Source organism: Sphingobium sp. CFD-1, assembly GCF_024611115.1.
GTDB classification, from domain to species: Bacteria; Pseudomonadota; Alphaproteobacteria; order Sphingomonadales; family Sphingomonadaceae; genus Sphingobium; species Sphingobium baderi_A.
In genome coordinates, this window is record NZ_CP084398.1 from 3679481 (window position 1) to 3703476 (window position 23996).

The window sequence follows — 23996 nt, forward strand, 5'->3', positions numbered from 1 at the left end:
CCTCGCCAGTTGCTCTCCTATCCTCCCACCCGATTCGCCACCAAATTATCCACCACCGACGGATCGGCCAGCGTGCTGGTGTCGCCAAGCGCCTGAGCCGATGTCTCACCCTCCGCGATCTTGCGGAGGATACGACGCATGATCTTGCCTGAGCGGGTCTTGGGCAGCGCTGGCGCGAACTGGATGGCGTCGGGCGTCGCGATGGGGCCGATTTCCGTCCGCACCCATGCGCTGAGTGTCCTGCGGAGGTCCTCGCTCGGCTCCTCATGCGCGTTCAAGGTTACATAGGCATAGATGCCCTGCCCCTTGATGTCGTGGGGGAAGCCGACCACCGCCGCCTCCGCGACGCTTTCATGCAGCACCAGCGCGCTTTCGACCTCCGCCGTGCCCATGCGGTGCCCGGATACGTTGATGACGTCGTCCACGCGCCCCGTGATCCAGTAATAGCCGTCGGCATCCCGCCGCGCTCCGTCGCCCGTCGTGTATTTGCCGGGGAAGGTGGTGAAATAAGTCTGGAAGAAGCGATCATGATCCCCCCAAACGGTTCGCATCTGTCCCGGCCAACTCTGCGCGATGACGAGGTTGCCCTCCGCCGCGCCGTGCAGCACCTGCCCCTCGCCATCCACGATCTGCGGGACGACACCGGGCATGGGAAGAGTGGCGGAGCCAGGTTTCAGGTCCGTGGCACCCGGCATCGGCGCGATCATCGCCGCGCCGGTTTCGGTCTGCCACCAGGTGTCGATGATCGGGCAGCGATCCTCGCCTACGATATGATGATACCAGCGCCATGCTTCCGGGTTGATCGGCTCGCCCACCGTGCCCAGCAGGCGCAGCGACTGGCGACTGGTGCGTGTAACGAACTCGTCGCCTTCCCGCATCAGCGCGCGCAACGCTGTGGGGGCGGTGAAGACGGCGTGCACCTGATGCCGGTCGACCACTTCCCAGATGCGGCTGGGCGTCGGCCAGTTGGGTACGCCTTCATACATTAGCGTGGTCGCCCCGTTCGCCAGCGGCCCATAGACGATATAGCTGTGACCCGTGACCCAGCCGATGTCCGCCGCGCACCACCAGATGTCGCCGGGCCGGTAATCGAAGCACAACTCATGGGTGAGGGCGGCCCAGAGCAGATAGCCTCCGCTCGTGTGCAGCACCCCCTTGGGCTTGCCGGTCGATCCGGAGGTGTAGAGGATGAACAGTGGATCTTCGGCGTTCATGGTTTCGGGCGGGCAGTCGGCGGAAACGCGTCCCGCTTCCTCATGCAGCCACAGGTCGCGTCCGTCCTTCATCGCCACCGCGCCGCCGGTCGCCTTCACCACGATCACGCGCTTCACGCTGGCGCAGTCATGGAGCGCCGCATCGACATTGGCCTTGAGCGGCACGGCCTTGCCCGCGCGCCGTCCTTCGTCGGCGGTGATGACCAGCGTCGAATCGCAATCGATGATGCGCCCGGCCAGCGCTTCGGGCGAAAAGCCGCCGAAGACGACGCTGTGGACCGCCCCGATCCGCGCACAGGCGAGCAGGGCGAAGGCGGCCTCCGGGATCATCGGCAGGTAAATGGTGATCCGGTCGCCCTTCTTCGCGCCCGCGCCTTTCAGCACATTGGCGAAGCGGCAGACTTCTTCATGCACCTGTTTGTAGGTGTAGCGGCGCGGTTCCTCTTCCGGGGAATCGGGTTCCCAGATGATCGCGACCTGATCGCCCCGTTCCGCCAGATGCCGGTCGATGCAATTGACGCTGACATTGATCTGTCCGTCCGCGAACCACTTCACGTTGAAATCTGCTTCGGCAAAGCTGCTTTCGTCGGTGCGCGTGGGCTGGGTGATCCAAGCCAGCCGCTTAGCCCGCTCCAGCCAATAATCATGGCTGTCCTCGATCGAGCGCCGGTAATCCGCCGCCCGCCCCTCCCGGTCCAGCAGCGCATCCTTGGCCCATGTCGCGGGAACCGGGAAGAAATCGTTAGACATGGGGCATCCTTTCCTTTGCAGCGATTTATCGCCTTCCCTACCTAGGACGGGATGGCGCAAACCGGAAGATGGACGACCCCGCTTTTCACGCAGATCGTTTCGCGATCGCTACGGAATTTCCCCATTTTGCCGCTTTCCCAATGTCGTGCGCGCGCCTAACAGACAGGGACATGTGGCAGCTTTATCAATTCCCGCTTTGTCCCTTCTCACGCAAGGTGCGCCTTCTGCTCGGCGAGAAGGGCGTGGGCTATGATCTTGTGCGCGAATCGCCATGGGACATGCGCGACGAATTTCTGGACCTCAATCCCGCGGGCACCACGCCTGTCATGGTGGATCGGGAAGGGGGCCTGACCCTGATCGACAGTCAGGCGATCTGCGAATATTTCGAGGAAACCGTGGAAAAATTCCCACTGATTTCCGGCACTGCAGCGGGAAGGGCGGAAGTGCGCCGGCTGACCGCTTTTTTCGACCAGAATTTTTATGGCGACGTGGTCGGCCCGCTGCTCCACGAGCGGATGAAAAAGCGCCTGATCGAACGTGCTCCACCTGACGCCCGTGTCCTGCGCGAGGCGATGAAACGCGCCAACATTCATATGGATTATATGGACTATCTGCTCGACCACCGCGCCTGGATGGCGGGCGGAACGCTCAGCCTTGCCGATGTCGCGGCGGCGGCGCATCTATCTGTGGCGGATTATCTAGGTGGCATCGACTGGGCGGGGCATGAAACGGTGAAACGTTGGTATGCCGGCTTCAAGTCGCGCCCGTCCTTCCGCCCGCTGCTGTCGGAGCGGATGGAGGTCATCACTCCGCCGCCCCATTATGAAAAGCCCGATTTCTAGGCGCGGACGAAAACGGCTCAATCCGTATCCGCTGCTACATAGACGCGGTTGCGGCCATGTTCCTTGGCTAGATAGAGTGCTCTGTCCGCAGCCCGCAGAGCGGCGCGGGGATGTTCATATTCCAGCACATCGGCGACGCCAGCTGAGAAGGTGACCTGTTCCATTTTCTCACCATTGGCGCGGTTGACGAGGCTGCGGCCCGCCAGATCTTCGCGCACCTTGTCGACCAGCGCGCAGGCTTCGGACGCCGTCTTGCCGCGGAATAGCATCACGAATTCCTCCCCGCCATGGCGCGCCACATGGCAGCGGTCGTTGGAAATCTTCGTCAGCAGGCCCGCCACGAATTTCAGCACCCGGTCGCCCGTGTCGTGCCCGTGGGTGTCGTTGATGATCTTGAAATGATCGATGTCGCAGAAGCCGATGGCCAGCGGCTCGCCCTGCGCCCGCGCCAGCGATAGTTCCTCGCGCAGCGCGCCTTCAAAGGCGCGGCGGTTGGGCAGGCCGGTCAGGAAGTCATGCTCGGCAGCCTGGCGGGCGTTTTCCAGGCTAGATCTCAGCGCCTGCGTCTGCTTCTGATTGTCGCGAAGCTGGGTTTCGACCTGTCGCGTCTTTTCCACCATCGACCGGGTCAGGCTGACCAGCCGGCCAAGCACGGTTTCCGCGTCGCCGCCTGATGCCAGATCCTTGGCATGTTCCTGCAGGGCGGCGCCGTAATCCTTGGCGCTGCTGCGCGATTCATGCATCAGGCCAGTGAACAGGGTCAGATTTTCCTCTACCTTGTCCAGCATGGCCGCCAGCGCTTCGGGCGTGATTTCGTCGGCGCGCTGTTCGGCGACGACAGTTTCGACCCAGCTATTGGTGACTTGACCGCGTTCCATCATTACGGCCTTCACCGCCTTTTCGATGCCGATATTCGTGCCCGTCAGATAATCGAGCGCGACGGAGAAATTCATCGACGTCAGGTCCAGATCATGCGCGAACAGGAAATCACCAATATCGTCATACAGCTTGCGCCGGCGCGTAATTTCCCGATTGGCTGCCGTGCTGGCGCGCGACCGCCGTTCAACCGGCGTTTCTTCCTCCCCCTCTTCGGCTTTGCCCGATAGGCCACGCGCCCATCGCGTCAGGCGGTCGGTAAGCCCATGCGGAGGGCTGGCGAAAGGAGAGGGTGCTGCGCTCATGCAAGGGAGAACGGCAGGGCGCAAGGAGGGTTAAATCCCTATCAAACAAATTCTGAAAAGCCATTGGAATCGCGTTCAGATATCCGCCGAAACCAGCCAGTCGCGGAATATGCGGACAGAACGCGTCTGCAATGCGCGCGGACGGCAGACGAAGAAATAACGATAGGGGCTTTCCACCCTGGTCGGGAACAGGCGGACCAGCCGTTCGTCCGCCGCCTGCTGGAAATGGCTGGCATGCATCACGGCGACGCCCAATCCCTGTGCCGCGGCTTCCAGCATGAGCTGGCCCGAATCATAATTGTCGACCGCCAGCGGTTGCAGGTCGGGCAGGCCGACCGCTTCCTTCCATGCGTCGAAGGCCAACGTCATGTCGCGGTGCAGCAATATGGTGTGTTGTGATAGCTCCTCCGGCGTGCTCAATGGATGGGGCTGCTCCAGCAGGGCGCGCCGCCCGATCAGATAGACTTCGTCATGATCCAGTTCATGCGCGTAGAGCGCGGGGTCGATGTCCTTCGCCAGCACGATGGCTGCATCCAGTCCCTCGCCCAGCCGCGCGACGGCATAAGGGGTGGTTTCGATATCGATATGTAGCTGGGGATGCATCTGCCGTAATTGGCCCAGCCGAGGAAACAGGCGCTGTGTTGCGAACAGAGGCATGACAGCCAGCCGCAGGCGCAGTTGATTGCCACCGCTCTGAATATTTTCCAGCGCCTGGCTGAGTGAATCCAGCGCGGGGGCGATATCGTCCAACAACCGCTGCCCGTCGGCGTTGATTTCCAGCGCCTGATGCTTGCGGTCGAATAGCGAACGCCCAATGAAACGCTCCAGCGCCTGCACCCGGCGGCTCAAGGCCGGTGTCGATAGCGCAAGTTCCTCCGCCGCCGCCTTGACCGAACCAAGGCGGGCAACCTGAACAAAGGCCTCCAGGGCCGTGAGAGGCGGCAGTCTGCGCATAAATCCGTCGAAATTCCAGAATATCCAGGCCGTCGCACCGCATCATATCTTTGTTGGATGGTGCGTCAGCCGACTTATCAGCATCCTCCATTCAATGATGAGCAATATCCGTCAATTGGCAAGATGCATTTTTTGCAACTTGCCCGATTTCTTTCGCACTTGCAAAAATAGCTGCTGCACCGCACATAGAAAAGGCCTTTCAGGCATCCTCTCCTATAAACTTTCAGGGCTGGCCTTCGGGCTGGCCCTTTTTTTGTTTTGGTGGGGCGAGCGATGCGCCCTTTTCCTTCGCCCGCGCATTTCCTATCTCGTTACGCAGGAGACAGGAACGAGGGGTGCCGATGGCGGATCAGGACAATGCAGGGCGCAGGATTCATGTGGCGAATGCGCGGCCTGAGGATGCGGGGCGCGGATTGGCGCGCCTGCCGCTGGCAGTGATGGCGGAACTGGGCCTGGCCGAAGGCGATGTGGTCGAGATCGCCGGCAAGCGCCCGACTCCTGCCCGCGTGGTGCGACCCTATAAGGAGGATGAAGGGCTGGACGTGTTGCGCCTTGATGGGTTGCAGCGCGCCAATGCGGGCGTGGGCTCGGGCGATTTCGTGCACATCCGCAAGGTGGAGCTGCGCCCCGCCCAGCGGGTGATCTTCGCGCCTGCACAAAGCAATTTGCGGCTTCAGGGTAATCCCGACGCCTTGAAACGCGTCTTTTATCAGCGGCCATTGACCGCAGGTGACATCGTCGCAACCTCCGGCCAGCAGCAGGTGCCGCCCGGCGATATGCCGCCTCAACTCAGGCAAATGCTGGCCGCGCCGGCTTATGCCTTGCAGGAAATCCGTCTGGTGGTCGTATCGACCGTACCCAAGGGTTTTGTCCATATCGACGCCGACACCGAAGTCGAATTGCGCGCCGAATATGAAGAACCGCGCGACCTGCGGCGGGCCGATGTCACCTATGATGATGTCGGTGGCATGGCCGATGCGATCGACCAGCTGCGCGAGATGGTGGAGCTGCCACTGCGCTATCCCGAACTGTTCGAGCGGCTGGGCGTCGATCCGCCCAAGGGCGTGTTGCTCCATGGTCCGCCAGGCACCGGCAAGACGCGGCTGGCCCGCGCGGTCGCCAATGAATCGGAAGCGGAATTCTTCCTCATCAACGGCCCGGAAATCATGGGCTCCGCCTATGGCGAATCCGAAAAGCAGTTGCGCGAGATTTTCGAGGCGGCGACCAAGTCCGCCCCATCGATCCTGTTCATCGACGAAATCGATTCCATCGCGCCTAAGCGGGGGCAGGTAACGGGTGAGACGGAAAAGCGTCTCGTCGCGCAATTGTTGACGCTGATGGACGGGCTGGAGCCGCGCACCAACCTCGTCGTCATTGCCGCGACCAATCGGCCCGAGGCGATTGACGAGGCGCTGCGCCGTCCAGGCCGTTTCGATCGCGAAATCATCGTCGGCGTTCCCGACGAACGCGGGCGGCGTGAGATATTGGGTATTCACACCCGCGGCATGCCCCTGGCGGAGGGGGTCGACCTCACCGAACTGGCGCGCATGACATACGGATTCGTCGGCGCCGACCTTGCTGCGCTCACCCGTGAGGCGGCGATCGAGACAGTGCGCCGTTTCATGCCGCGCCTCAATCTGGAGGAAGGGATCATCCCGCCCGATGTGCTGGAAGAGCTTTCCGTCACGCGGGATGATTTCATGGCCGCGATCAAGCGTGTCCAGCCTTCCGCCATGCGCGAGGTGATGGTGCAGGCCCCGAATATCGGCTGGGGCGATATAGGCGGCCTTGGCGACGCGCAGATGCGCCTGAAGGAAGGGGTGGAGCTTCCGCTGAAAGACCCGGATGCCTTCCGCCGCATCGGCATCCGTCCGGCCAAGGGCTTCCTGCTCTACGGCCCGCCCGGCACCGGCAAGACGCTGTTGGCCAAGGCGGTCGCGCGGGAGGCGGAGGCGAACTTCATCGCTACCAAATCGTCCGATCTGCTCAGCAAATGGTATGGGGAGAGCGAACAGCAGATCGCCCGCCTCTTCGCCCGCGCGCGGCAGGTGGCACCCACGGTCATCTTCATCGATGAGCTGGATAGCCTCGTCCCCGCGCGAGGCAATGGCCTTGGTGAACCGCAGGTGACGGAACGGGTGGTGAACACCATCCTCGCCGAGATGGACGGGCTGGAGGAACTGCAATCGGTTGTGGTCATCGGCGCGACCAATCGGCCGACACTGGTCGATCCAGCATTGCTACGGCCGGGCCGCTTCGACGAGCTGATTTATGTCCCCGTGCCCGACGAGGCCGGGCGGCGGCATATCCTGTCGATCCATACCAAGAAGATGCCTGTGGCTGACGATGTGGATCTGGATTCCCTCGCGGCGCGGACGGAACGCTTCACCGGCGCGGATCTGGAGGATCTGGTGCGCCGCGCGGGCCTGATCGCGCTGCGCCAGTCGCTCTCCATAGAGAAGGTTGGCATGGCCCAGTTCGAGGCGGCGCTGGAGGAAACTCGCGCATCCGTCACGCCGGAGATGGAACGCGAATATGAGCAGATCCAGGCTACGCTTAAGCAAAGCGTGATGCAGGTCGATCCCATCGGCTTTGTCGCGCCGGGCATGCTGAACGCCCGCAACAGGCGCGATTGAACGCGCGAAACATGCGGGCGGCGGATGAACCCATGTCGCCGCCCGCGCGTTCGATTGGGGTCTGGCGATATGGGGTCAGCATTGCAAAGCTGCTTGCAAGCAGCGCCCGGATTTGCAACCGGACGAAACGGTAATCAGAACAGGCGAACAATTGATGGCCTCCATTCCGCTGAAGAAAAATCATGCCGCCCGGCGGCCGGGCCGAAAGGCCAAGTTCCTGGGACAATGGAGCATGTTCTTCCGCCAGTTCGTGAAGCATCCCGGCATGATCGGTTCCGTCATCCCTTCATCCCAGGCGCTGGTTGATACCGTGCTGGACGACGTGGACTGGGACACGACGCGCCTGTTCGTCGAATATGGGCCGGGTGTGGGCACCTTTACCCAGACGATCCTCGACCGCCTCCATCCCGAGGCAAAGCTGATCGCGATCGACCTCAATCTTGATTTCGTCGCTTATCTGGAGGCGGAAATCAGCGATCCGCGCCTGCGTGTCGTTCATGGTTCGGCCGTGGATGTGCGCCGCTTTGTCACGGAAGCCGGTTTCCGGCAGGCGGACTATGTCCTGTCGGGCATTCCTTTCTCCACGCTGCCCGAGGGTGTGGGCGAAGCGATTTGCGCGGAAACCCATGCCGTCCTGCGATCTGGCGGAGCGTTCCTCGTCTATCAATATTCCGCTTTCGTGCGCCGCTTGCTGACACCCATCTTCATGCGGGTGACCGAACGAACGGTGTGGCGCAATATCCCGCCCTGCCGGACGTTCCACGCCTTGCGGGACGAGGCACTGGCGCAGGCGGCCTGATCAGCGGCTGCTAACGCCTGCCGGTTCCTGTAGAGCCGTCATGGCGTGGGTTCCGCCCGGCGATGCTTTCATGCTAAGGCGCTCGCCGACGGAAAAGTGGCGAGACTCAAGATGAACGACCTGACCCAGACCCCTGAAATGCTGATCGCTACCCTGGGCGCTCGCGCCCGCGGGGCGGCTGCCATGCTGGCGAGCGCCACCGACGCGCAGAAGATCGACGCGCTCCGCCGCGCCGCGCAGGCTTTGCGTGACCAGTCGGCTCAGATCATCGCCGCCAACGCCCGGGATATGGAAAACGCCGCTGCCAACGGACTCTCTCCCGCCATGCTCGACCGTCTGAAACTCGACAAAGCGCGGGTCGAAGCGACGGCGGCGGGCGTCGATCAGGTCGCGAGCCTCGACAATCCGTTGGGCAGCATCATTGACAAGCAGGTTCGCCCCAACGGCATCGAGCTTTCCCGCGTCCGCGTGCCTTTGGGCGTCATCGGCATCATTTATGAAAGCCGCCCCAATGTGACGGCGGACGCAGCCGCGCTCTGCCTGCGCGCAGGCAATGCCGTGATCCTGCGCGGCGGCAGCGAGGCGAAGGAAAGCAACCGCGCCATCCACGCCGCCATGGCTGAAGGCATCGCTGCCGCGGGCCTACCCGCCGACGCGGTGCAACTGGTCCCCACCACGGACCGCGCTGCCGTGGGCGCTCTGCTCAAGGCGTCGGAGTTCATCGACCTCATCGTGCCCCGTGGCGGCAAGAGCTTGGTCGCCCGCGTGCAGGAAGAAGCGCGCGTGCCCGTGCTCGCGCATCTCGATGGCATCAACCACAGCTATGTCGATGGCGCGGCTGACCCTGATATGGCGCAAAAGCTGGTGGTGAATGCGAAGATGCGCCGCACCGGCATTTGCGGCGCGACCGAAACTGTGCTGATCGACCGCGCTTATGGCCAGGCGCCCGCGCTGGTGAAGACGTTGCTCGACGCGAAATGCGCCGTGCGCGGCGACGAGGCGGTGCAGGCGATGGACAGCCGCGTCACGCCCGCCAGCGACGAGGACTGGGACACCGAATATCTCGACGCCATTGCGTCGATCCGGTTGGTGGACGGTCTGGACGACGCGCTCGCCCATATCGCCGCTCATGCCAGCCACCACACCGACGCCATCATCACCGAGGATGCGGAAAGGGCGGAGCGCTTCCTGAACGCCGTGGACAGCGCCATCGTGATGTGGAATGCCTCCACCCAGTTCGCGGACGGGGGCGAATTCGGCCTTGGCGCGGAGATCGGTATTTCGACTGGCCGCCTCCATGCGCGAGGGCCCGTCGCTCTGGAAGGGCTGACGACCTACAAATGGCTGGTGCGCGGCACGGGGCAGACCCGGCCGTAGTGCGATGGCGTAGCCCGCGAAAGCGGGGGCACGCACTTGGCCTACCCCTTCACCACCGCGTCAATCGCCTTCAATCGTTCCAGCATCGGACCCATCCACGCCAGCGGCAGCATCACCGGGCCATCGGACGGCGCCTTGTCGGGATCGTCATGCGCTTCAGCGAAGATCGCCGCGACACCCGCCGCGACGGCGCTACGTGCCAGCACCGGCGCGAATTCCCGCTGCCCGCCCGAAGCCGAACCAAGCCCGCCCGGCTGCTGCACCGAATGGGTCGCATCGAACACCACCGGATAGCCCGTCTGCGCCATCACCGGCAAAGCGCGCATGTCGCTGACCAATGTATTATAGCCGAAGCTCGCTCCACGCTCGGTCAGCAATATGCGTTCATTGCCGGTGGATGCGACCTTCTGCGCCACCGCCGCCATGTCCCACGGCGCGAGGAACTGGCCCTTCTTCACATTGATCACCGCGCCGGTTCGGCCCGCCGCGACCAGCAGGTCGGTTTGCCGGCAGAGAAAAGCCGGAATCTGGAGGATGTCCACCGCCTGCGCCGCCGCTTCGATTTGGCTAGCTTCATGCACGTCGGTCAGCACCGGGCAACCCAGCGCGCCCTTAACCTCCGCCAATATGGCCAGCCCCGCGTCGATCCCGACTCCGCGCCGGCCGGACACAGACGTCCGGTTCGCCTTGTCGAAGGAGGATTTGAACACGAACGGCACGCCCGCCTGCGCCGCCGCCGTCTTCAGGGCCTCCGCCATGAACAGCGCATGATCGCGGCTTTCGATCTGGCAGGGGCCGGAAATCAGGACGAAGGGCAGGTCGTTGCCGATCGTCACCGGCCCCACCGAAACATGTTTGGGTATCGTCATGCCGCTCACTTCGGCGCTTTCACGAACCGCCGCAAGAGCTGACCGCGCCACAGGCCCTTGCCGGCATGATAATTCCAGCAGAACCAGCCGAAAGCCAGACAGGCGAGCAGCGAGGGCAGCGCCATCGGATCGCCATTGTCCCGCATATGCCGGTAAAAGGCGAAGTCCGCCCGCCAGCGGTCCCGTTCCGTCCCTCCACCATGGATGCCATAGGCATTGTCATGGCGCCGGCAACCGATGTTTCGGTTGTATTTGCGGTGGTCTATGAAATAGCAGTAGTCGCGTTCGGGTGTCGTCATGGCCCGATGTGGACAGGGGCCATGGAAAAGTTCAAGCGGAAAGTCTTCTACCTTGGCGGTTTCGATCCGCGCGGGGTGCGTTTCTACCACCAGCTTTACCGCGAACAGGCGGAAAAATATGCGCGCCTCTCCGGCGAGCAGGTGGAGGTGAGCGCGCGCCGTCCGGGTCCGGCCTCTTCCGCGATCTGGACCGTCACCAATGCGACTGCGGGCGTCGAAACTGATTATGAGTTTTTCCGCTGGGAAGACCTCGTCGCAAAGGTATGGATCAGGAACCCGTTCCTTCTCGCCTGGCGTTCCGTCGCGACCTACAGCGCCCATGCCCGCTTCATGCAGTTCGGCCGGATGCGTAAATTGCGGCGTGGTCCGGTTATTACCATCCTCTATCCGCCGATCCTTGCTATCCTCATTCCGCTCGGCATTGCGTTGCTGACGGCGCTGCTGCTGTGGACGCTGCTGCCCTTCTGGGCGGCGGCGCTCTGCGGCGTGGCGGTGAGCGCGCTGTTGTCGGGACGTCTTCTCAACAAGCTGATTGTGCCCTGGCTGCTACGATTCATGTATTATAACCACAGCGTCGCGGCGCAGGGACCGGGGCCGGAGATGGACGCCCGGCTGGATCAGTTCGCTGATCGTGTCCTTACCGAGATGGACGGCCCCTATGACGAGGTGATCTTCGCCTCCCACAGCAACGGCACCAATTACGCGATGAGCGTGATGCGCCGCATCCTCGAAAAGCGGCCCGGCCTTCCCGCCAATTTCACGACGCTGACCTTGGGGCAGGTCGTTCCCGTCACCGCGCTCCGTAAGGACGCGCGCTGGTATCATGCTGACCTCAAGGCGTTGGATGACAAGCATTTCCGCCTTGTCGACTTTTCCTCGCCCCCAGATGGCGCGGCCTTTTATGATGTGCATCCCATCCGCCTTGTTTCGGACCGATGCGCCGCCCGCGTTGATTTGCTTTCGCCGCGCTTCCACCTCTTCTACGAGCCGGAAAATTACCACAGCGGCTGGTCGAACAAATATGAGGCGCATTTCGATTATCTGCGCGTGGGCGACCGTCTCTCGCCGGTCGATTATCTGAGTCTCACCGCAGGCCGCCGCACCATCGACGAAGCCATCGCCGCCTTCAGGACGATTCCGTGACGGACCCTTTCATCCCGCCCTACCCCGAACCGCCACGCAGCAAGCGCGGCCTCGTCAAACGCTTCCTGCGCGGCTGGCATAGTTGGATTCATGTGCTCTTTGAAAAGAGCTACACGATGAAGATGGGCGAAATCCGCATGCCCGGCCAGACCATGTATATCGCCAACGAACTGCCGCTGGTGGATCGGATATTGCGTGGCGGCACCGCCTTTCCCAAGCATCGCGAACTGGTCCGCAACCTCTCTCCGCTCATCGGCAACAGCGTCTTTTCCGCCAATGGCGAGGATTGGGAAAGCCAGCGGGCGATGGTCAATCCCGCCTTCGCCCATACCGCGCTCCACCGCTCCATGCCGCTCATGGTCGCGGCGGCGGACGATTTCCTCGCCCGCATCGACGCCGCCGACCGGGGCAGGCCCATCGACATCGACCCGATGATGACCCATGTGGCCGCCGATATCATCTTCCGGACGCTGTTTTCGCAGACGCTGGACGCGCATCGCTCCAACATCATCCACACCGCGTTCGGCAAGTTCCAGCGGCTCGCCCACAGCGCTTCCATGCTGCGCCTCTACGGCCTGCCCGCCCGCTGGTTCGAACGGCGCTCCCTGAGGCCCGCCAAGGCCATTCACGACGTCTTCCGTCCCATAGTGGAGGCGCGTTTCGAAGGATTCCACCAGCGCGGGGACGCGCCGCATCGCGATATCCTCCAGTCGCTGATAGAGGCAAAGCATCCCGAAACCGGCGCGCCCTTCACCCTGCAACAGGTGATGGATCAGGTCTCGACCGTCTTTCTCGCGGGCCATGAAACATCGGCCAGCACGATGACATGGGCGCTCTACATGCTCGCCGAATGTCCGCATATCCAGAACCTAGCCCGCGCCGAGGTGCAGGACGTGGCCGGCGGCCAGCCGCTCGCCGCCGGGATGCTCAAGGACATGGGCGCGGTGCGGAACATCTTCCGCGAGACGTTGCGTCTCTATCCGCCGGTGGCCTTCTTCCCGCGCGAGGTGCCGTGTCCCATGGACATGCGCGACAAGCATCTGGAGGAAGGAGCGATGCTGGTCGTCGCTCCCTGGCTCACTCAGCGTAACAAGGACAATTGGGCCTGTCCCCATGCCTTCGATCCTGAACGCTTCGACGATCCGGCCAATGCGGAGATGGCGAAACAGGCATGGTTCCCCTTCGGCCGGGGGCCGCGCGTCTGCGTCGGCGCGGGCTTTGCCCAGCAGGAGGTGATGACGGTGATCGCATCCACGCTGCGTCGTTACCGCCTGTCGGTGCCGCAGGGGTTCAGGCCGGAACCGATCAGCCGCCTGACGATCCGGCCGAGAACGGGGATGAAGCTGATGTTTGAGGACATGAAGGGCTGAAGGGGCTATTTCCGTCAGGCGCCGAAGCAAAAATGCTGGCCTGTTCCGCGCGAGCGGCTAAGCTGCCGGTCCATAAAGAGCAGGAGAGCGCGCAATGATGGTGATGTTCGTGGGTGCGGATCGCACCGAAACCGCTGTCAACGCCGGTCAGGTCACGTTCGTTTCTTCCGTTACCGAGGGAACACGCATCCGCTTTGGCGAAGGACGCAGCGTCACGGTCACCGAACCGATTGCGGAAGTGATGGACAGATTGAACAAGGCGCTGCTGCCGCACGAATAGATATTACCATTCTGCGCGGCGGGGCAGGGCCGTTATTGCAGGTTATTCCCCCTCCAGTGCCCGCGAAAAATAGACCATCTGCATCGCTTGCAAGCGCGCGCCCTGTTCGATGTCGGCGTCACCTGAATGGCCGCCGGCGGTATCTTCATAGAACAGATAGGGTAGTCCATATTCCTTGAGTCGCGCTGCGAACTTGCGCGCATGTTGCGGGCCGACGCGGTCGTCCTTGGTCGTGGTCCAGATATATGGCATGGGATATTTCACTCCTTTGCGGATGTTGGCATAGGGTGAAATCTTCTCCAGAAACGCTTTTTCCTCCGGCACTGCCACGCTGCCATATTCGTCCACCCAGGAAGCGCCCGCCGCGATTTGTTCGTAACGAATCATATCCAACAGCGGCACCTGGATGGTGACAGCGTTCCAGAGATCGGGGTGCTGGTTGAACTCTACTCCCATCAGCAATCCACCATTGGACCCGCCATAAATCCCGAACCGCCGGGGTGAAGAAAATCCGCGCGCGAAAATATCCTTCGCTACCGCCGTGAAGTCGTCATAGATGATCTGCCGCTTCGTCTTGCGGCCCGCCTCATGCCAGGCCGGGCCGAACTCCCCGCCGCCACGAATATTGGCGAGCACGAAGCTATTCCCCCGCTCCAGCCACAGCTTGCCGGTGGTCGCTGCATAGCTGGGCGTCATCGACACTTCGAACCCGCCATAGGCCGTCATGATGGCTGGTGTGGAGCCATCCTTGCTCGCGTCCTTCCGCCGGACGATGAAATAGGGGATTTTCGTCCCATCGGTGGAGGCTGCCTCATATTGCTCCACTATCAGTCCTGATGTGTCGAAGCGCGCAGGCATCGCCTTAACCTGCACAGGCTTCGGGTCCGTCGCATCCAGCGCCCACAGCGTCGTCGGTGCGAGGAACCCCGCTACCGCCAGATAAGCCTTGTTGCTCTTGTCCGTCGCCGTCGCGATGCCGATGGTCGCATTGTCGGGCAGGGAGACCGGCTGCGAGGTCCAGCCTTTGTCGTCCGGCGCCAGCACTCGCACGCGCCCGCGCACATTGTCATTGATCGACAGGATCACGCGATCCTTTGTCGTCGCCACTCCATCGAGGGACTGCCGGGCATTGGGCGCGAAGAGGATAGCGGGCTTCAACGCCTCGCCACTCTCCAGAGCCTTGAGCGGCACCGCCGCAAGCGACCCGGCAGGCACGGTCACGCCGCCGCTCGTCCAGTTCTCGCCGGTCTGGATCAGCACCTGTCCCGCGACCATGCCTTGCAGGTTGCTTCGGGTTGGCAACGGTAGTTTCTTCGGCCCTTGCGCCGTCAGCAGGAACGTCTCGTTCCCGAAAAAGGTTACGCCGCGATAGAGGAAGGCTGCCCGGTTTCCCTGCCCATCGGACAGCACCATCGGATAGACGCCCACCTGATCTGACGCTTCCCCGCGATAGATTTCCTTCGCCGCCACCAGAGGCTCTCCGCGCCTCACCCCCTTGAGCACGAAGGGATAGCCCGAAGCCGTCATCGTCCCCTCGCCCCAATCGCGGGCCAGCAGCACCGTATCGCCGTCCAGCCATGCCTCATTCTGCTTCGAGGTTGGAATATCGAACCCGCCCGGCACGAACTGCCCGGTGGTGAGATCGAACTCCCGCAGGGTGACGGCATCCTCGCCCCCGTCCGATAGATTGATGAGCGCCCGCTTTTCATCCGGGTCGAGCAGGGTGGCGCCTTTCCAGACCCACTTCTTCCCCTCGGCCTTCGACAGCGCATCCAGATCCAGCACGGTTATCCATCGCGGCGCGTCGGAGGCATAGTCCGCTTCGCTGGTGAACCGCCACACGCCCTGTGGATGTTCGGTATCGCGCCAGAAGTTGAACACGCGCCCGTCTATCAGCATCGGCATGGCGATGCGGTCCTTGGCTGAAGCGATGGCGAGCGCGTCCTGATAATAGCCTGCATAGCGCGGATCGCCCTGCAGCGTGGCGACGGTGGCCTTGTTCTCTGCCTCCACCCACTGCATGGCGCGCGGTCCGGTCCAGTCCTCCAGCCAGACATGGGGATCGTCGGCCGGGGCCGAAGCGGTGGAGGGGGACGGCGCACCCGCGCCGGTCAGCAAAGCCGCACAAACCAAGCTCATCATCCTTTTCATGCAACTATTCCCTGATGCGCCGGATCATGTCCTGCGCGCCGTTCCGCTGCGCCAGATAGCGCCGCCGTAGCACTACCCCGATAACCAGCAGCGGCATCGCCGTCAGCATCATCGCCCCGCCCAGAAAGGGCGGCCACAGTCCGAACAGGCTGTTGATGCCCAGCGCCGACGGCGACATCACCAGCAGGAATCCACCCGTCAGCAGCCATAACCCGTAGCGGCGCGGCCTGACGGCGATCATCCGCATTTCGTGGCGATAGGCCTTGCGTCCGGCTTTGGTGGACAGGTCGGGATTCTTCATTGCTTCTGACAGTGCGGCAAAGTCCCTGCCCTTGTCCAGCATCCTGTCCAGTAGGATGAACCGACGGGCATGGGGCTTTCGCTCCGACGCGCGATCGGCTATCGCTGGCCCATCCCCGGGGGACCGCTCACAGGCGGTTGAGAGGCGGCTGACGTGGCCGCGACCCGCTGAACCTGATCCGGATAAGACCGGCGTAGGGAGGGAACGGCTTGTCACTGGCAGTCCGCGCCCCATCCTTCGCCCATGAGAGGAAGAGAAGGACGGCACGACATGGACACTATCTCCATCCTGACCCTGCGCCTCGCCGAAGCGATCGGCCTTTACCTGATCCTGATCGGCATCAGCGGCCTTGCCTCGCCCCAACGATGGCGCGGCGCGATGGAGGAACTGGACCGCTCGCCTGGCCTCACCCTTATCACCGGCCTCGTCGCCTTCGCGCTGGGCGCGACCATCGTCATGGTCCACCGCGCTTTCGCCGACCCCTTGGGCATCATCGTCACGCTGGTCGGCTATGTCGCGCTCATCAAGGGCGCGCTGCTGATCGCCGTGCCCGCACCACTCGTGAAGCTGGGCCACTGGTCTTTCCGCTTCACTCGTGCCTGGGCGGCCTTCGCGCTGATTCTGGGCATCCTTCTTTTTTACGCAGGCCTTACCGGCCGCGCGACGGTCATCGCCTGAAAGGAACTGATATGGCTGATATTCCTGCTCGCACAGAGATGCGCGTCACCACTGGCCCGATCCGTGGATCGCGCAAGATTCATGTCGGCCCGCTCAAGGTCGCCATGCGCGAGATCGCCCTGGAACCGGGCAGCGGCGAGCCGCCCGTCCGCGTCTACGACACGTCCGGCCCCTATACCGACCCGCAAGCCCGCATCGACATCATGGCGGGCCTTCCCGCGCTGCGCCGCGACTGGATCATGGGCCGGGGCGATGTGGAGGAATATGACGCCCGCGAGATCAGGCCCGAAGACAACGGCCTCAAAGGCCCCGACCGTTCGGGCGGCGTCCAGCCCTTCCCCAATCTCGTCAAGCGGCCCCTGCGCGCGAAGCCGGGCGCGAACGTCTCGCAGATGCACTATGCCCGCCGCGGCATCATCACGCCGGAGATGGAATATGTGGCCGAGCGTGAGAATCTGGGCCGTGCCCGCCTCGCCGAATATGTGCGCGACGGACAGGATTGGGGCGCGGAAATCCCCGACTATGTGACGCCCGAATTCGTCCGCGATGAAGTCGCGCGCGGCCGCGCCATCATCCCGTCCAACATCAACCACCCGGAATCCGAGCCGATGGCGATCGGCCGTAACTTCCTGGTGAAGATCAACGCCAATATCGGCAACAGCGCCGTCGCCTCCGACGTGGCGGCCGAAGTTGACAAGCTCGTCTGGTCGATCCGCTGGGGAGCGGACACGGTGATGGACCTCTCCACAGGCCGCAACATCCACGACACGCGCGAATGGATCATCCGCAACTCGCCGGTGCCCATCGGCACGGTGCCCATCTACCAGGCGCTGGAAAAGGTCGGCGGCATCGCCGAGGACCTGACCTGGGACATCTTCCGCGACACCCTGATCGAGCAGGCCGAGCAGGGCGTCGATTATTTCACCATCCATGCGGGCGTGCGCCTGCCCTATATTCCGATGACGGCGAAGCGCGTCACCGGCATCGTCTCGCGCGGCGGGTCGATTATGGCGAAATGGTGCCTCGCCCATCATCGCGAGAGCTTCCTCTACGAGCATTTCGACGAGATCACGGAGATCATGAAGGCCTATGACATCGCCTATTCGCTGGGCGACGGCCTGCGCCCCGGCTCCATCGCCGACGCCAATGACGAAGCCCAGTTTGCCGAACTCTACACGCTGGGCGAACTGACGAAGCGCGCCTGGGAACAGGATGTGCAGGTGATGATCGAAGGACCGGGCCATGTGCCGATGCACAAGATCAAGCAGAATATGGACAAGCAATTGGAAGCGTGCGGCGAAGCGCCCTTCTACACGCTTGGCCCCCTCACCACCGACATTGCGCCGGGCTACGACCATATCACCTCAGGCATCGGCGCGGCGATGATCGGCTGGTATGGCACGGCGATGCTCTGCTATGTCACGCCCAAGGAGCATCTGGGCCTGCCCGACCGCGACGACGTGAAGGTGGGCGTGGTGACGTATAAGCTCGCCGCCCATGCCGCCGACCTGGCAAAGGGCCATCCCGCCGCCAAGGTCCGCGACGATGCGCTGTCCCGCGCTCGCTTCGAATTCCGCTGGCGCGACCAGTTCAACCTGTCGCTCGATCCCGACACGGCCGAGCAATATCACGACCAGACGCTTCCGGCGGAAGGGGCGAAGTCAGCCCATTTCTGCTCCATGTGCGGCCCCAAATTCTGCTCGATGAAGATCACGCAGGAAGTGCGCGACTTCGCGGCCAAGCAGAACCAGCCCGCCACCGCCTTCATCGCGGCGGAAGAAGCGGAAAAGGGCATGAAGGAAATGAGCGAAATCTTCCGCGAAACCGGAAGCGAGCTTTATATGGGTGCTGGCGGGCGGGAGCATGATTGAGTGGGAAAGGGGGCCTCGGGAGGCGCCCCCTTTTTAGATAGGCAACCCATGGATGGTTTGCTCGATGCTATCCATACCGGCTCCAGCCGGCCAGTCTCCGTTTCACCCATGCGCGATTATTTGGCGAGAACGCGCAGGATGTTCAAGGCCATGCTGGAACTCGCCGCAGGCAACCTTTCGCAGAAGGAACTGGCCGACTGGTTCCGCGCCCATCTCCTCTCGCCCTGACGCCTCAAACCCCCTTGCCTCGCGCCGCGTAAAACCGCACCATTGCGCCAGCGATACGACAGGGGAGACGTTATGACCCGCAGCACGATCCTCGCCGGATTTCTGGCCGCCACCGCTTTGCTCGCCGGTTGTTCGAGCGAACGCAAAGAGGCGCCCGAAAATGCAGCCGCGAACGCTATGAACGCCGCTGAAGCGGTCGACAACACCGGTAACGCCGCATCCGCCAATGAAAGCGCGGCGGTCCCGGCGGCGGACGCCTTCTCCCGCTATGTCGGCAAATATCCCTTCGACAAGGTCGGCGCGCATAGCTGGAATGACGATCCTGCCGTCAAATCCGCGATCGAAACGGCGGTTTCGGACGCCAAGGTCCGCAAATGGGTGCTCGCCGCCGAAGGGCCGTCCAGCCCGATCGAGATGATCGACGGCAAGGTCGCGGCCTGGACCTGCGAAACCCACAATTGCGGCCCGCATCAATGGGTGACGCTGATCGACCCCAAGACCGGCGCGGCGCAGGTCTGCTATTTCGACGAGGCGGTCGCCCCCGAGAAGACACGCTGGTTCAAGAACGGCAAGGAGGAAAGCCGCGCGGGCAAATGTCCCGAAGGGCAGGGCTGACGCAGGAAATCCGCGTCTCATAAGATTTCTCCATGCCCCAAACGAGCATTCCGACTGGATCGGCGCGCATTTCACCCTAAATAGCAGTCGATGCCGCCTTCTTCCCCCGACAGCGCCACGCCCATTCCACCCGTATGGGCCACGCTGCGCCGGTTCCTCCCCTATCTCTGGCCTGCCGACGCGCCCGCGCTGCGCCGCCGGGTCGCCATCGCCATGGTGCTGGTGCTGCTCGCCAAGCTGGTGGGCCTCGCCATGCCCTTCGCCTATAAGGCCGCGATCGACCGGATGGCGCCGGGCATGGAACCCGCCGCCACCCTCGCCATTGCGCTGGTCGCCGCCTATGCCGGCGCGCGCTTCGCCAGCGTCCTGTTCGACAACCTCCGCAACGCCGTGTTCGAGCGTGTGGGGCAGGAGGCGGGCCGCCGTCTTTCCGACGATGTGTTCGTCCACCTCCATCGCCTGTCGCTGCGCTTCCATCTCGACCGCCGCACCGGGGCCGTTACGAAGATCGTGGAACGCGGCACGAAAAGCATCGACACGATGCTCTATTTCCTCCTCTTCAACATCGCCCCCACGGTGCTGGAACTGGCGGCGGTCTGCATCATCTTCTTCGTGAAGTTCGGCCTCGGCCTCGTCGTCGCGACACTGGTGATGGTCACACTCTATATCTGGTTCACCCGCACGATCACCGAATGGCGCAACCAGCTTCGCCGCGACATGGTGGACCTCGACACCAATGCGGTCGCCCATGCCGTGGACAGCCTGCTGAATTTCGAGACGGTCAAATATTTCGGCGCCGAAGACCGCGAAGCCGCCCGCTACGCCCGCGCCATGCGCCGCTACGCCAATGCGGCGGTCAAGAGCGAGAACAGCCTCGCCTGGCTCAATGTCGGCCAGTCGCTCATCACCAACCTGATGATGGCGGGGGCGATGGGCTATACGGTCTGGGGCTGGAGCAAGGGCCAGTTCACCACCGGCGACGTGGTGCTGGTGAACACGCTGCTGAGCCAGCTCTTCCGCCCGCTCGACCTGCTCGGCATGGTCTACCGCACGATCCGGCAGGGCCTGATCGACATGGAGGCGATGTACAAGCTGATCGACACGCAGGCGGAGATCGCCGACGCGCTCGGCGCGCCGATGCTGCATGTGGAGGTGGGAGAAGTCCGCTTCGACCATGTCCGCTTCGGCTACGACCCGGAACGGGAAATATTGCACGGCGTCAGCTTCACCGTTCCCGCCGGGCATACGCTGGCCATCGTCGGGCCTTCGGGCGCGGGCAAGTCCACCATCGCGCGGCTGCTCTTCCGCTTCTACGACATTCAGGGCGGGCGCATCCGCATAGACGGGCAGGATATCGCGCAGGTGACGCAGCACTCCTTGCGCGCCTCCATCGGCATCGTGCCGCAGGACATGGTGCTGTTCAACGACACGGTCGGCTATAATATCGGCTATGGCCGCGAGGGCGCCACGCAGGAAGAGATCGAGGCGGCGGCGAAGGCGGCTTCCATCCACGACTTCATCATGAGCCTGCCGCAGGGCTACGAAACCCGCGTCGGCGAACGGGGCCTCAAGCTGTCGGGCGGGGAGAAGCAGCGCGTCGCCATCGCCCGCACGCTGCTCAAAGATCCGCCGGTGCTGGTGCTGGACGAGGCGACCAGCGCGCTCGACAGCCGGACGGAGACGGAGATTCAGGAGGTGCTGCGCTCCATTTCCCGCCGCCGCACCACGTTGATCGTCGCGCATCGGCTCTCAACGGTGGTCGACGCGGAGGAGATCATCGTGCTGGATCAGGGCCGAATCGTCGAGCGTGGCCGCCATGCCGATCTGGTCCGTGCCGATGGCCTCTATGCCGCCATGTGGGCGCGGCAGGCATCCGAGCGGGAGGATATGGACATGGAGCCGGTCATCGAAGACAGTTTTTCCGCCACCGTGCCCTAATCGAGGAAGCGCGCCGCGACCTCCGGCGGCACCCGCAGGATGCGGCCCGTTGCCTTGTCGATGATCGCCCAGGTGGATTTGGCCGATACCTTGACCTTGCCGTCCGGGCCGGTGAACTCCATCAGCCGGTCGAAGCGCGCGCCGCGCGGTCCCTGGGGAATCCAGGTGCGGACGGTGACGGCCTCGCCCTCCTTCACATTGCCGCTATAGTCGATTTCATGCCGGGTCACGACCCAGACATAGGCGTCGAGATGGGCGGGATCGGCATCGCGCATCCAATGCTCGGTCGCGACCTGTTCCATCCACCGCACCCAGACCGCGTTGTTCACATGGCCGAGTATATCGATATGCTCTGGAAGCGCGGTGAGGGTGGTAGTGTAGCTAGTCGCCATCAGTCCGCCATGCCCAGTTGCCAGAGGATGAAGGCGAATTCCTCCGCCGTCTCATGCAGGCTTTCGAAGCGGCCCGATTTGCCGCCATGGCCCGCGCCCATGTTGGTCTTGAGGATCAGGATATTGCTGTCCGTCTTCGTAGCGCGCAGCTTCGCCACCCACTTCGCCGGTTCCCAATAGGTGACGCGCGGGTCGTTGAGGCCCGCCGTCACCATCAGCGGCGGATAGTCCTGCGCGCGGACATTGCCATAGGGATCATAGGCGCGGATCGTCTCGAACGCGGCCTTGTCCTCGATCGGGTTTCCCCATTCTGGCCATTCGCCCGGCGTCAGCGGCAAGGTCTCGTCCAGCATGGTGTTGAGCACGTCCACGAAGGGCACATGCGCCACCACCGCGCCCCACAGGTCCGGGTCGCTGTTCATGACCGCGCCCATCAGTTCGCCGCCCGCCGATCCGCCGGAAATGCTGATCCGACCCTTGGACGTATAGCCGCGTTCGATCAGGCCCTTCGCCACGTCCACGAAATCAGTGAACGTGTTGGTTCGCTTGTCGAGCTTTCCGTCCAGATACCATTGCTGCCCCAGATCGTCCCCGCCCCGGATATGCGCCAGCGCAAAAGCGAAGCCGCGGTCCAGCAGCGAGAGCCGCGTGGTCGAGAAACCCGGCTCCATCGCGATGCCATAAGCGCCATAACCATAAAGATGCAGCGGCGCGCTGCCGTCGCGGGGCAGGTCCTTGGGATAGACAATGGAAACGGGGATCGGCGTCCCGTCCCGCGCCGCGATCATCAGCCGCTCGGTCTCATAACGGGTGGCGTCATAGCCGGACGGGATTTCCTGAACCTTCAGCACCTCCAGCTCGCCCGTCGCCAGATGATAGTCGTAAATGGTGTCGGGCGTGACCATCGACTCATAGCCGATCCGCAGCTTGATCACATCATATTCGGGATTGTCGTCCAGCGACGCCGAATAGCTGGCTTCGGGGAAGGGGATGCGCTTCGCCCGGTGGGTGGCGTAGTCACGCAGTTCGATCTGATCGAGGCCGTCCTGCCGCCCCTCTGTGACGTAGAAGCCCTTGAACAGCGTGAAATCGGTCAGGTAGAAATGATCGTCCGGTCCGATCACTTCCTCCCACTGATCGGGCGTTTCCAGCGATGCCTTCACCAGCCGGAAGTTGGGATGGGCGTCATTGGTGCGGATGTAGAGCGTGCCGTCATGCTCATCGACTTCATATTCGCGCCCCGGTTTGCGCGCTGACACCAGCAGCGGCTGCGCGGCCGGATTGTCGGCGGGGAGCAGCCACACCTCGGTCGTCACATGGTCGCCGGTCGCGATGACGATCCACTTTTCCGATGACGTAAGGCCCACCGACACGCGGAAGCCCTCGTCATCCTCGTGGAACAGCTCGACGTCGCTTTCCACGCCCTGCCCCAGCCAGTGCAGCCGCGCATTGTCCGTCCGCCAATTCTCGTTGGCGAGGCCGTAGAGCAGCCCCTTGCTGTCGCTGGTCCACACCAGCGCGGACAGGGTGCCGGGGATCACCTCAGGCAGCAGTTCGCCGGTCGCCAGATCCTTGATCCGCGCCTCGAACCTTTCCGATCCGTTATTGTCGATGGCATAAGCGAGGTAGCGCCCGTCCGGGCTGACCGACATCGCGCCCAGCCGGAAATAATCATGCCCCTCCGCCAGCGCGGGTTCGTCGAGGATCAACTGGTCAGCGCCGCCCGCGACGGGCCTGCGATACCATTTGCGATATTGCGCCCCGACCTCGAACGCGCGCCAGTAGACATAGTCGCCGTCCTTTTGCGGCACCGAACTGTCGTCTTCCTTGATGCGGCCTTTCATTTCCGTGAAAAGGGCATCGGTCAGCGCCTTGCGCGGGGCCATGGCCTGCTCGAACCAGCCATTCTCCGCTTCCAGATAGGTCAGGACATCCTTGTCCTGCACATCGGGATAGCCCGGATCGCGCAGCCATGCCCAGGGATCCTCCACCGTGATGCCGTGGCGGGCGAAGCTGTGCGGACGGCGTGCGGCGACGGGCGGCTTGGCGGTATCGGTCATGCAATTCCCATATTCTGTCATGCGGCGGGCGGACACTGGCAGAAGCGC

Annotated in this window: 21 protein-coding genes and 1 riboswitch; of the genes, 12 read left to right on the forward strand and 9 right to left on the reverse strand. The window is 63.2% G+C overall.

Annotated elements, in window-relative coordinates; all coding sequences use genetic code 11:
* Positions 1-17: 17 nt before the first annotated feature.
* Entirely contained in the window at positions 18-1964 is a 1947-nt protein-coding gene (gene acs / locus LDB26_RS18455; RefSeq protein WP_257539483.1) for an acetate--CoA ligase, read from the reverse strand.
* Between the two features lie 170 nt (positions 1965-2134).
* Here acs and LDB26_RS18460 point away from each other — a divergent pair, with 170 nt between their 5' ends.
* Positions 2135-2806 carry a glutathione S-transferase family protein gene (locus tag LDB26_RS18460; protein WP_062062514.1) on the forward strand — a complete coding sequence of 224 codons (672 nt, stop codon included), beginning with the start codon at positions 2135-2137 and terminating at the stop codon, positions 2804-2806.
* A gap of 17 nt (positions 2807-2823) precedes the next feature.
* Here LDB26_RS18460 and LDB26_RS18465 read toward each other — a convergent pair whose 3' ends face one another.
* Positions 2824-3987, reverse strand: a complete 1164-nt coding sequence (locus LDB26_RS18465) for a diguanylate cyclase (RefSeq protein WP_257539484.1) — start codon at positions 3985-3987, stop codon at positions 2824-2826.
* A gap of 75 nt (positions 3988-4062) precedes the next feature.
* The gene (locus LDB26_RS18470) at positions 4063-4941 is read right to left on the reverse strand and encodes a LysR substrate-binding domain-containing protein (protein WP_062062519.1); all 879 of its coding nucleotides are present in this window, start codon (positions 4939-4941) and stop codon (positions 4063-4065) included.
* A 341-nt stretch (positions 4942-5282) separates the two neighbouring features.
* Between LDB26_RS18470 and LDB26_RS18475 the strand changes: the two genes are divergently transcribed.
* From LDB26_RS18475 to LDB26_RS18485, 3 genes are all read left to right on the forward strand, one after another.
* On the forward strand, positions 5283-7577 hold the full coding sequence (locus LDB26_RS18475; protein ID WP_257539486.1) for a CDC48 family AAA ATPase: 2295 nt from the start codon (positions 5283-5285) through the stop codon (positions 7575-7577).
* A 154-nt stretch (positions 7578-7731) separates the two neighbouring features.
* Positions 7732-8376: a class I SAM-dependent methyltransferase gene (locus LDB26_RS18480; protein ID WP_062062525.1), complete on the forward strand. Its 645-nt coding sequence runs from the start codon at positions 7732-7734 to the stop codon at positions 8374-8376.
* A 111-nt stretch (positions 8377-8487) separates the two neighbouring features.
* A complete protein-coding gene (locus tag LDB26_RS18485) occupies positions 8488-9753 on the forward strand; it encodes a glutamate-5-semialdehyde dehydrogenase (RefSeq protein WP_062062528.1) in 1266 nt (421 codons plus the stop codon).
* A 41-nt stretch (positions 9754-9794) separates the two neighbouring features.
* Here the strand turns inward: LDB26_RS18485 and kdsA are convergent, their stop codons facing one another.
* Together kdsA and LDB26_RS18495 are read right to left on the reverse strand one after the other, a co-directional pair.
* A complete protein-coding gene (gene kdsA / locus LDB26_RS18490) occupies positions 9795-10622 on the reverse strand; it encodes a 3-deoxy-8-phosphooctulonate synthase (protein WP_062068392.1) in 828 nt (275 codons plus the stop codon).
* Between the two features lie 5 nt (positions 10623-10627).
* Complete coding sequence (locus tag LDB26_RS18495; RefSeq protein ID WP_062062531.1) at positions 10628-10921, reverse strand: hypothetical protein; 294 nt, start codon at positions 10919-10921, stop codon at positions 10628-10630.
* A gap of 21 nt (positions 10922-10942) precedes the next feature.
* On the opposite strand from LDB26_RS18495, the gene LDB26_RS18500 reads away from it, so the two are divergent.
* The 3 genes from LDB26_RS18500 to LDB26_RS18510 all read left to right on the forward strand — a co-directional run bounded on the left by LDB26_RS18500 (position 10943) and on the right by LDB26_RS18510 (position 13714).
* The gene (locus LDB26_RS18500) at positions 10943-12064 is read left to right on the forward strand and encodes a hypothetical protein (RefSeq protein WP_257539488.1); all 1122 of its coding nucleotides are present in this window, start codon (positions 10943-10945) and stop codon (positions 12062-12064) included.
* The gene (locus tag LDB26_RS18505) at positions 12061-13434 is read left to right on the forward strand and encodes a cytochrome P450 (RefSeq protein WP_257539489.1); all 1374 of its coding nucleotides are present in this window, start codon (positions 12061-12063) and stop codon (positions 13432-13434) included. The genes LDB26_RS18500 and LDB26_RS18505 overlap by 4 nt, the downstream gene beginning before the upstream one ends.
* 94 nt (positions 13435-13528) lie before the next feature.
* Positions 13529-13714 carry a hypothetical protein gene (locus LDB26_RS18510; RefSeq protein ID WP_062062539.1) on the forward strand — a complete coding sequence of 62 codons (186 nt, stop codon included), beginning with the start codon at positions 13529-13531 and terminating at the stop codon, positions 13712-13714.
* Positions 13715-13756: 42 nt separating this feature from the next.
* On the opposite strand, the gene LDB26_RS18515 is transcribed toward LDB26_RS18510, so the two are convergent.
* Positions 13757-15865, reverse strand: coding sequence for a prolyl oligopeptidase family protein (locus LDB26_RS18515; RefSeq protein WP_257539490.1), 2109 nt, complete (start codon positions 15863-15865; stop codon positions 13757-13759).
* A 4-nt stretch (positions 15866-15869) separates the two neighbouring features.
* Positions 15870-16166 carry a hypothetical protein gene (locus tag LDB26_RS18520; protein ID WP_257539491.1) on the reverse strand — a complete coding sequence of 99 codons (297 nt, stop codon included), beginning with the start codon at positions 16164-16166 and terminating at the stop codon, positions 15870-15872.
* A 107-nt stretch (positions 16167-16273) separates the two neighbouring features.
* Positions 16274-16383: riboswitch (TPP riboswitch) on the forward strand.
* Positions 16384-16436: 53 nt separating this feature from the next.
* Between LDB26_RS18520 and LDB26_RS18525 the strand changes: the two genes are divergently transcribed.
* The 5 genes from LDB26_RS18525 to LDB26_RS18545 all read left to right on the forward strand — a co-directional run bounded on the left by LDB26_RS18525 (position 16437) and on the right by LDB26_RS18545 (position 21496).
* Positions 16437-16844: a DUF2065 family protein gene (locus LDB26_RS18525; protein ID WP_062062545.1), complete on the forward strand. Its 408-nt coding sequence runs from the start codon at positions 16437-16439 to the stop codon at positions 16842-16844.
* Between the two features lie 11 nt (positions 16845-16855).
* On the forward strand, positions 16856-18715 hold the full coding sequence (gene thiC, locus LDB26_RS18530; RefSeq protein ID WP_062062548.1) for a phosphomethylpyrimidine synthase ThiC: 1860 nt from the start codon (positions 16856-16858) through the stop codon (positions 18713-18715).
* 48 nt (positions 18716-18763) lie between these two features.
* The gene (locus LDB26_RS18535; protein WP_062062551.1) at positions 18764-18943 is read left to right on the forward strand and encodes a hypothetical protein; all 180 of its coding nucleotides are present in this window, start codon (positions 18764-18766) and stop codon (positions 18941-18943) included.
* A 72-nt stretch (positions 18944-19015) separates the two neighbouring features.
* A complete protein-coding gene (locus LDB26_RS18540) occupies positions 19016-19558 on the forward strand; it encodes an inhibitor of vertebrate lysozyme family protein (RefSeq protein WP_257539494.1) in 543 nt (180 codons plus the stop codon).
* Positions 19559-19648: 90 nt separating this feature from the next.
* On the forward strand, positions 19649-21496 hold the full coding sequence (locus tag LDB26_RS18545) for an ABC transporter ATP-binding protein/permease (RefSeq protein WP_257539496.1): 1848 nt from the start codon (positions 19649-19651) through the stop codon (positions 21494-21496).
* On the opposite strand, the gene LDB26_RS18550 is transcribed toward LDB26_RS18545, so the two are convergent.
* Together LDB26_RS18550 and LDB26_RS18555 are read right to left on the reverse strand one after the other, a co-directional pair.
* Positions 21493-21888, reverse strand: coding sequence for a thioesterase family protein (locus LDB26_RS18550; RefSeq protein WP_257539498.1), 396 nt, complete (start codon positions 21886-21888; stop codon positions 21493-21495). The two genes, LDB26_RS18545 and LDB26_RS18550, sit on opposite strands and share 4 nt — an antisense overlap.
* Positions 21888-23948, reverse strand: coding sequence for a S9 family peptidase (locus LDB26_RS18555; protein WP_257539500.1), 2061 nt, complete (start codon positions 23946-23948; stop codon positions 21888-21890). The genes LDB26_RS18550 and LDB26_RS18555 overlap by 1 nt, the downstream gene beginning before the upstream one ends.
* Positions 23949-23996 lie beyond the last annotated feature (48 nt).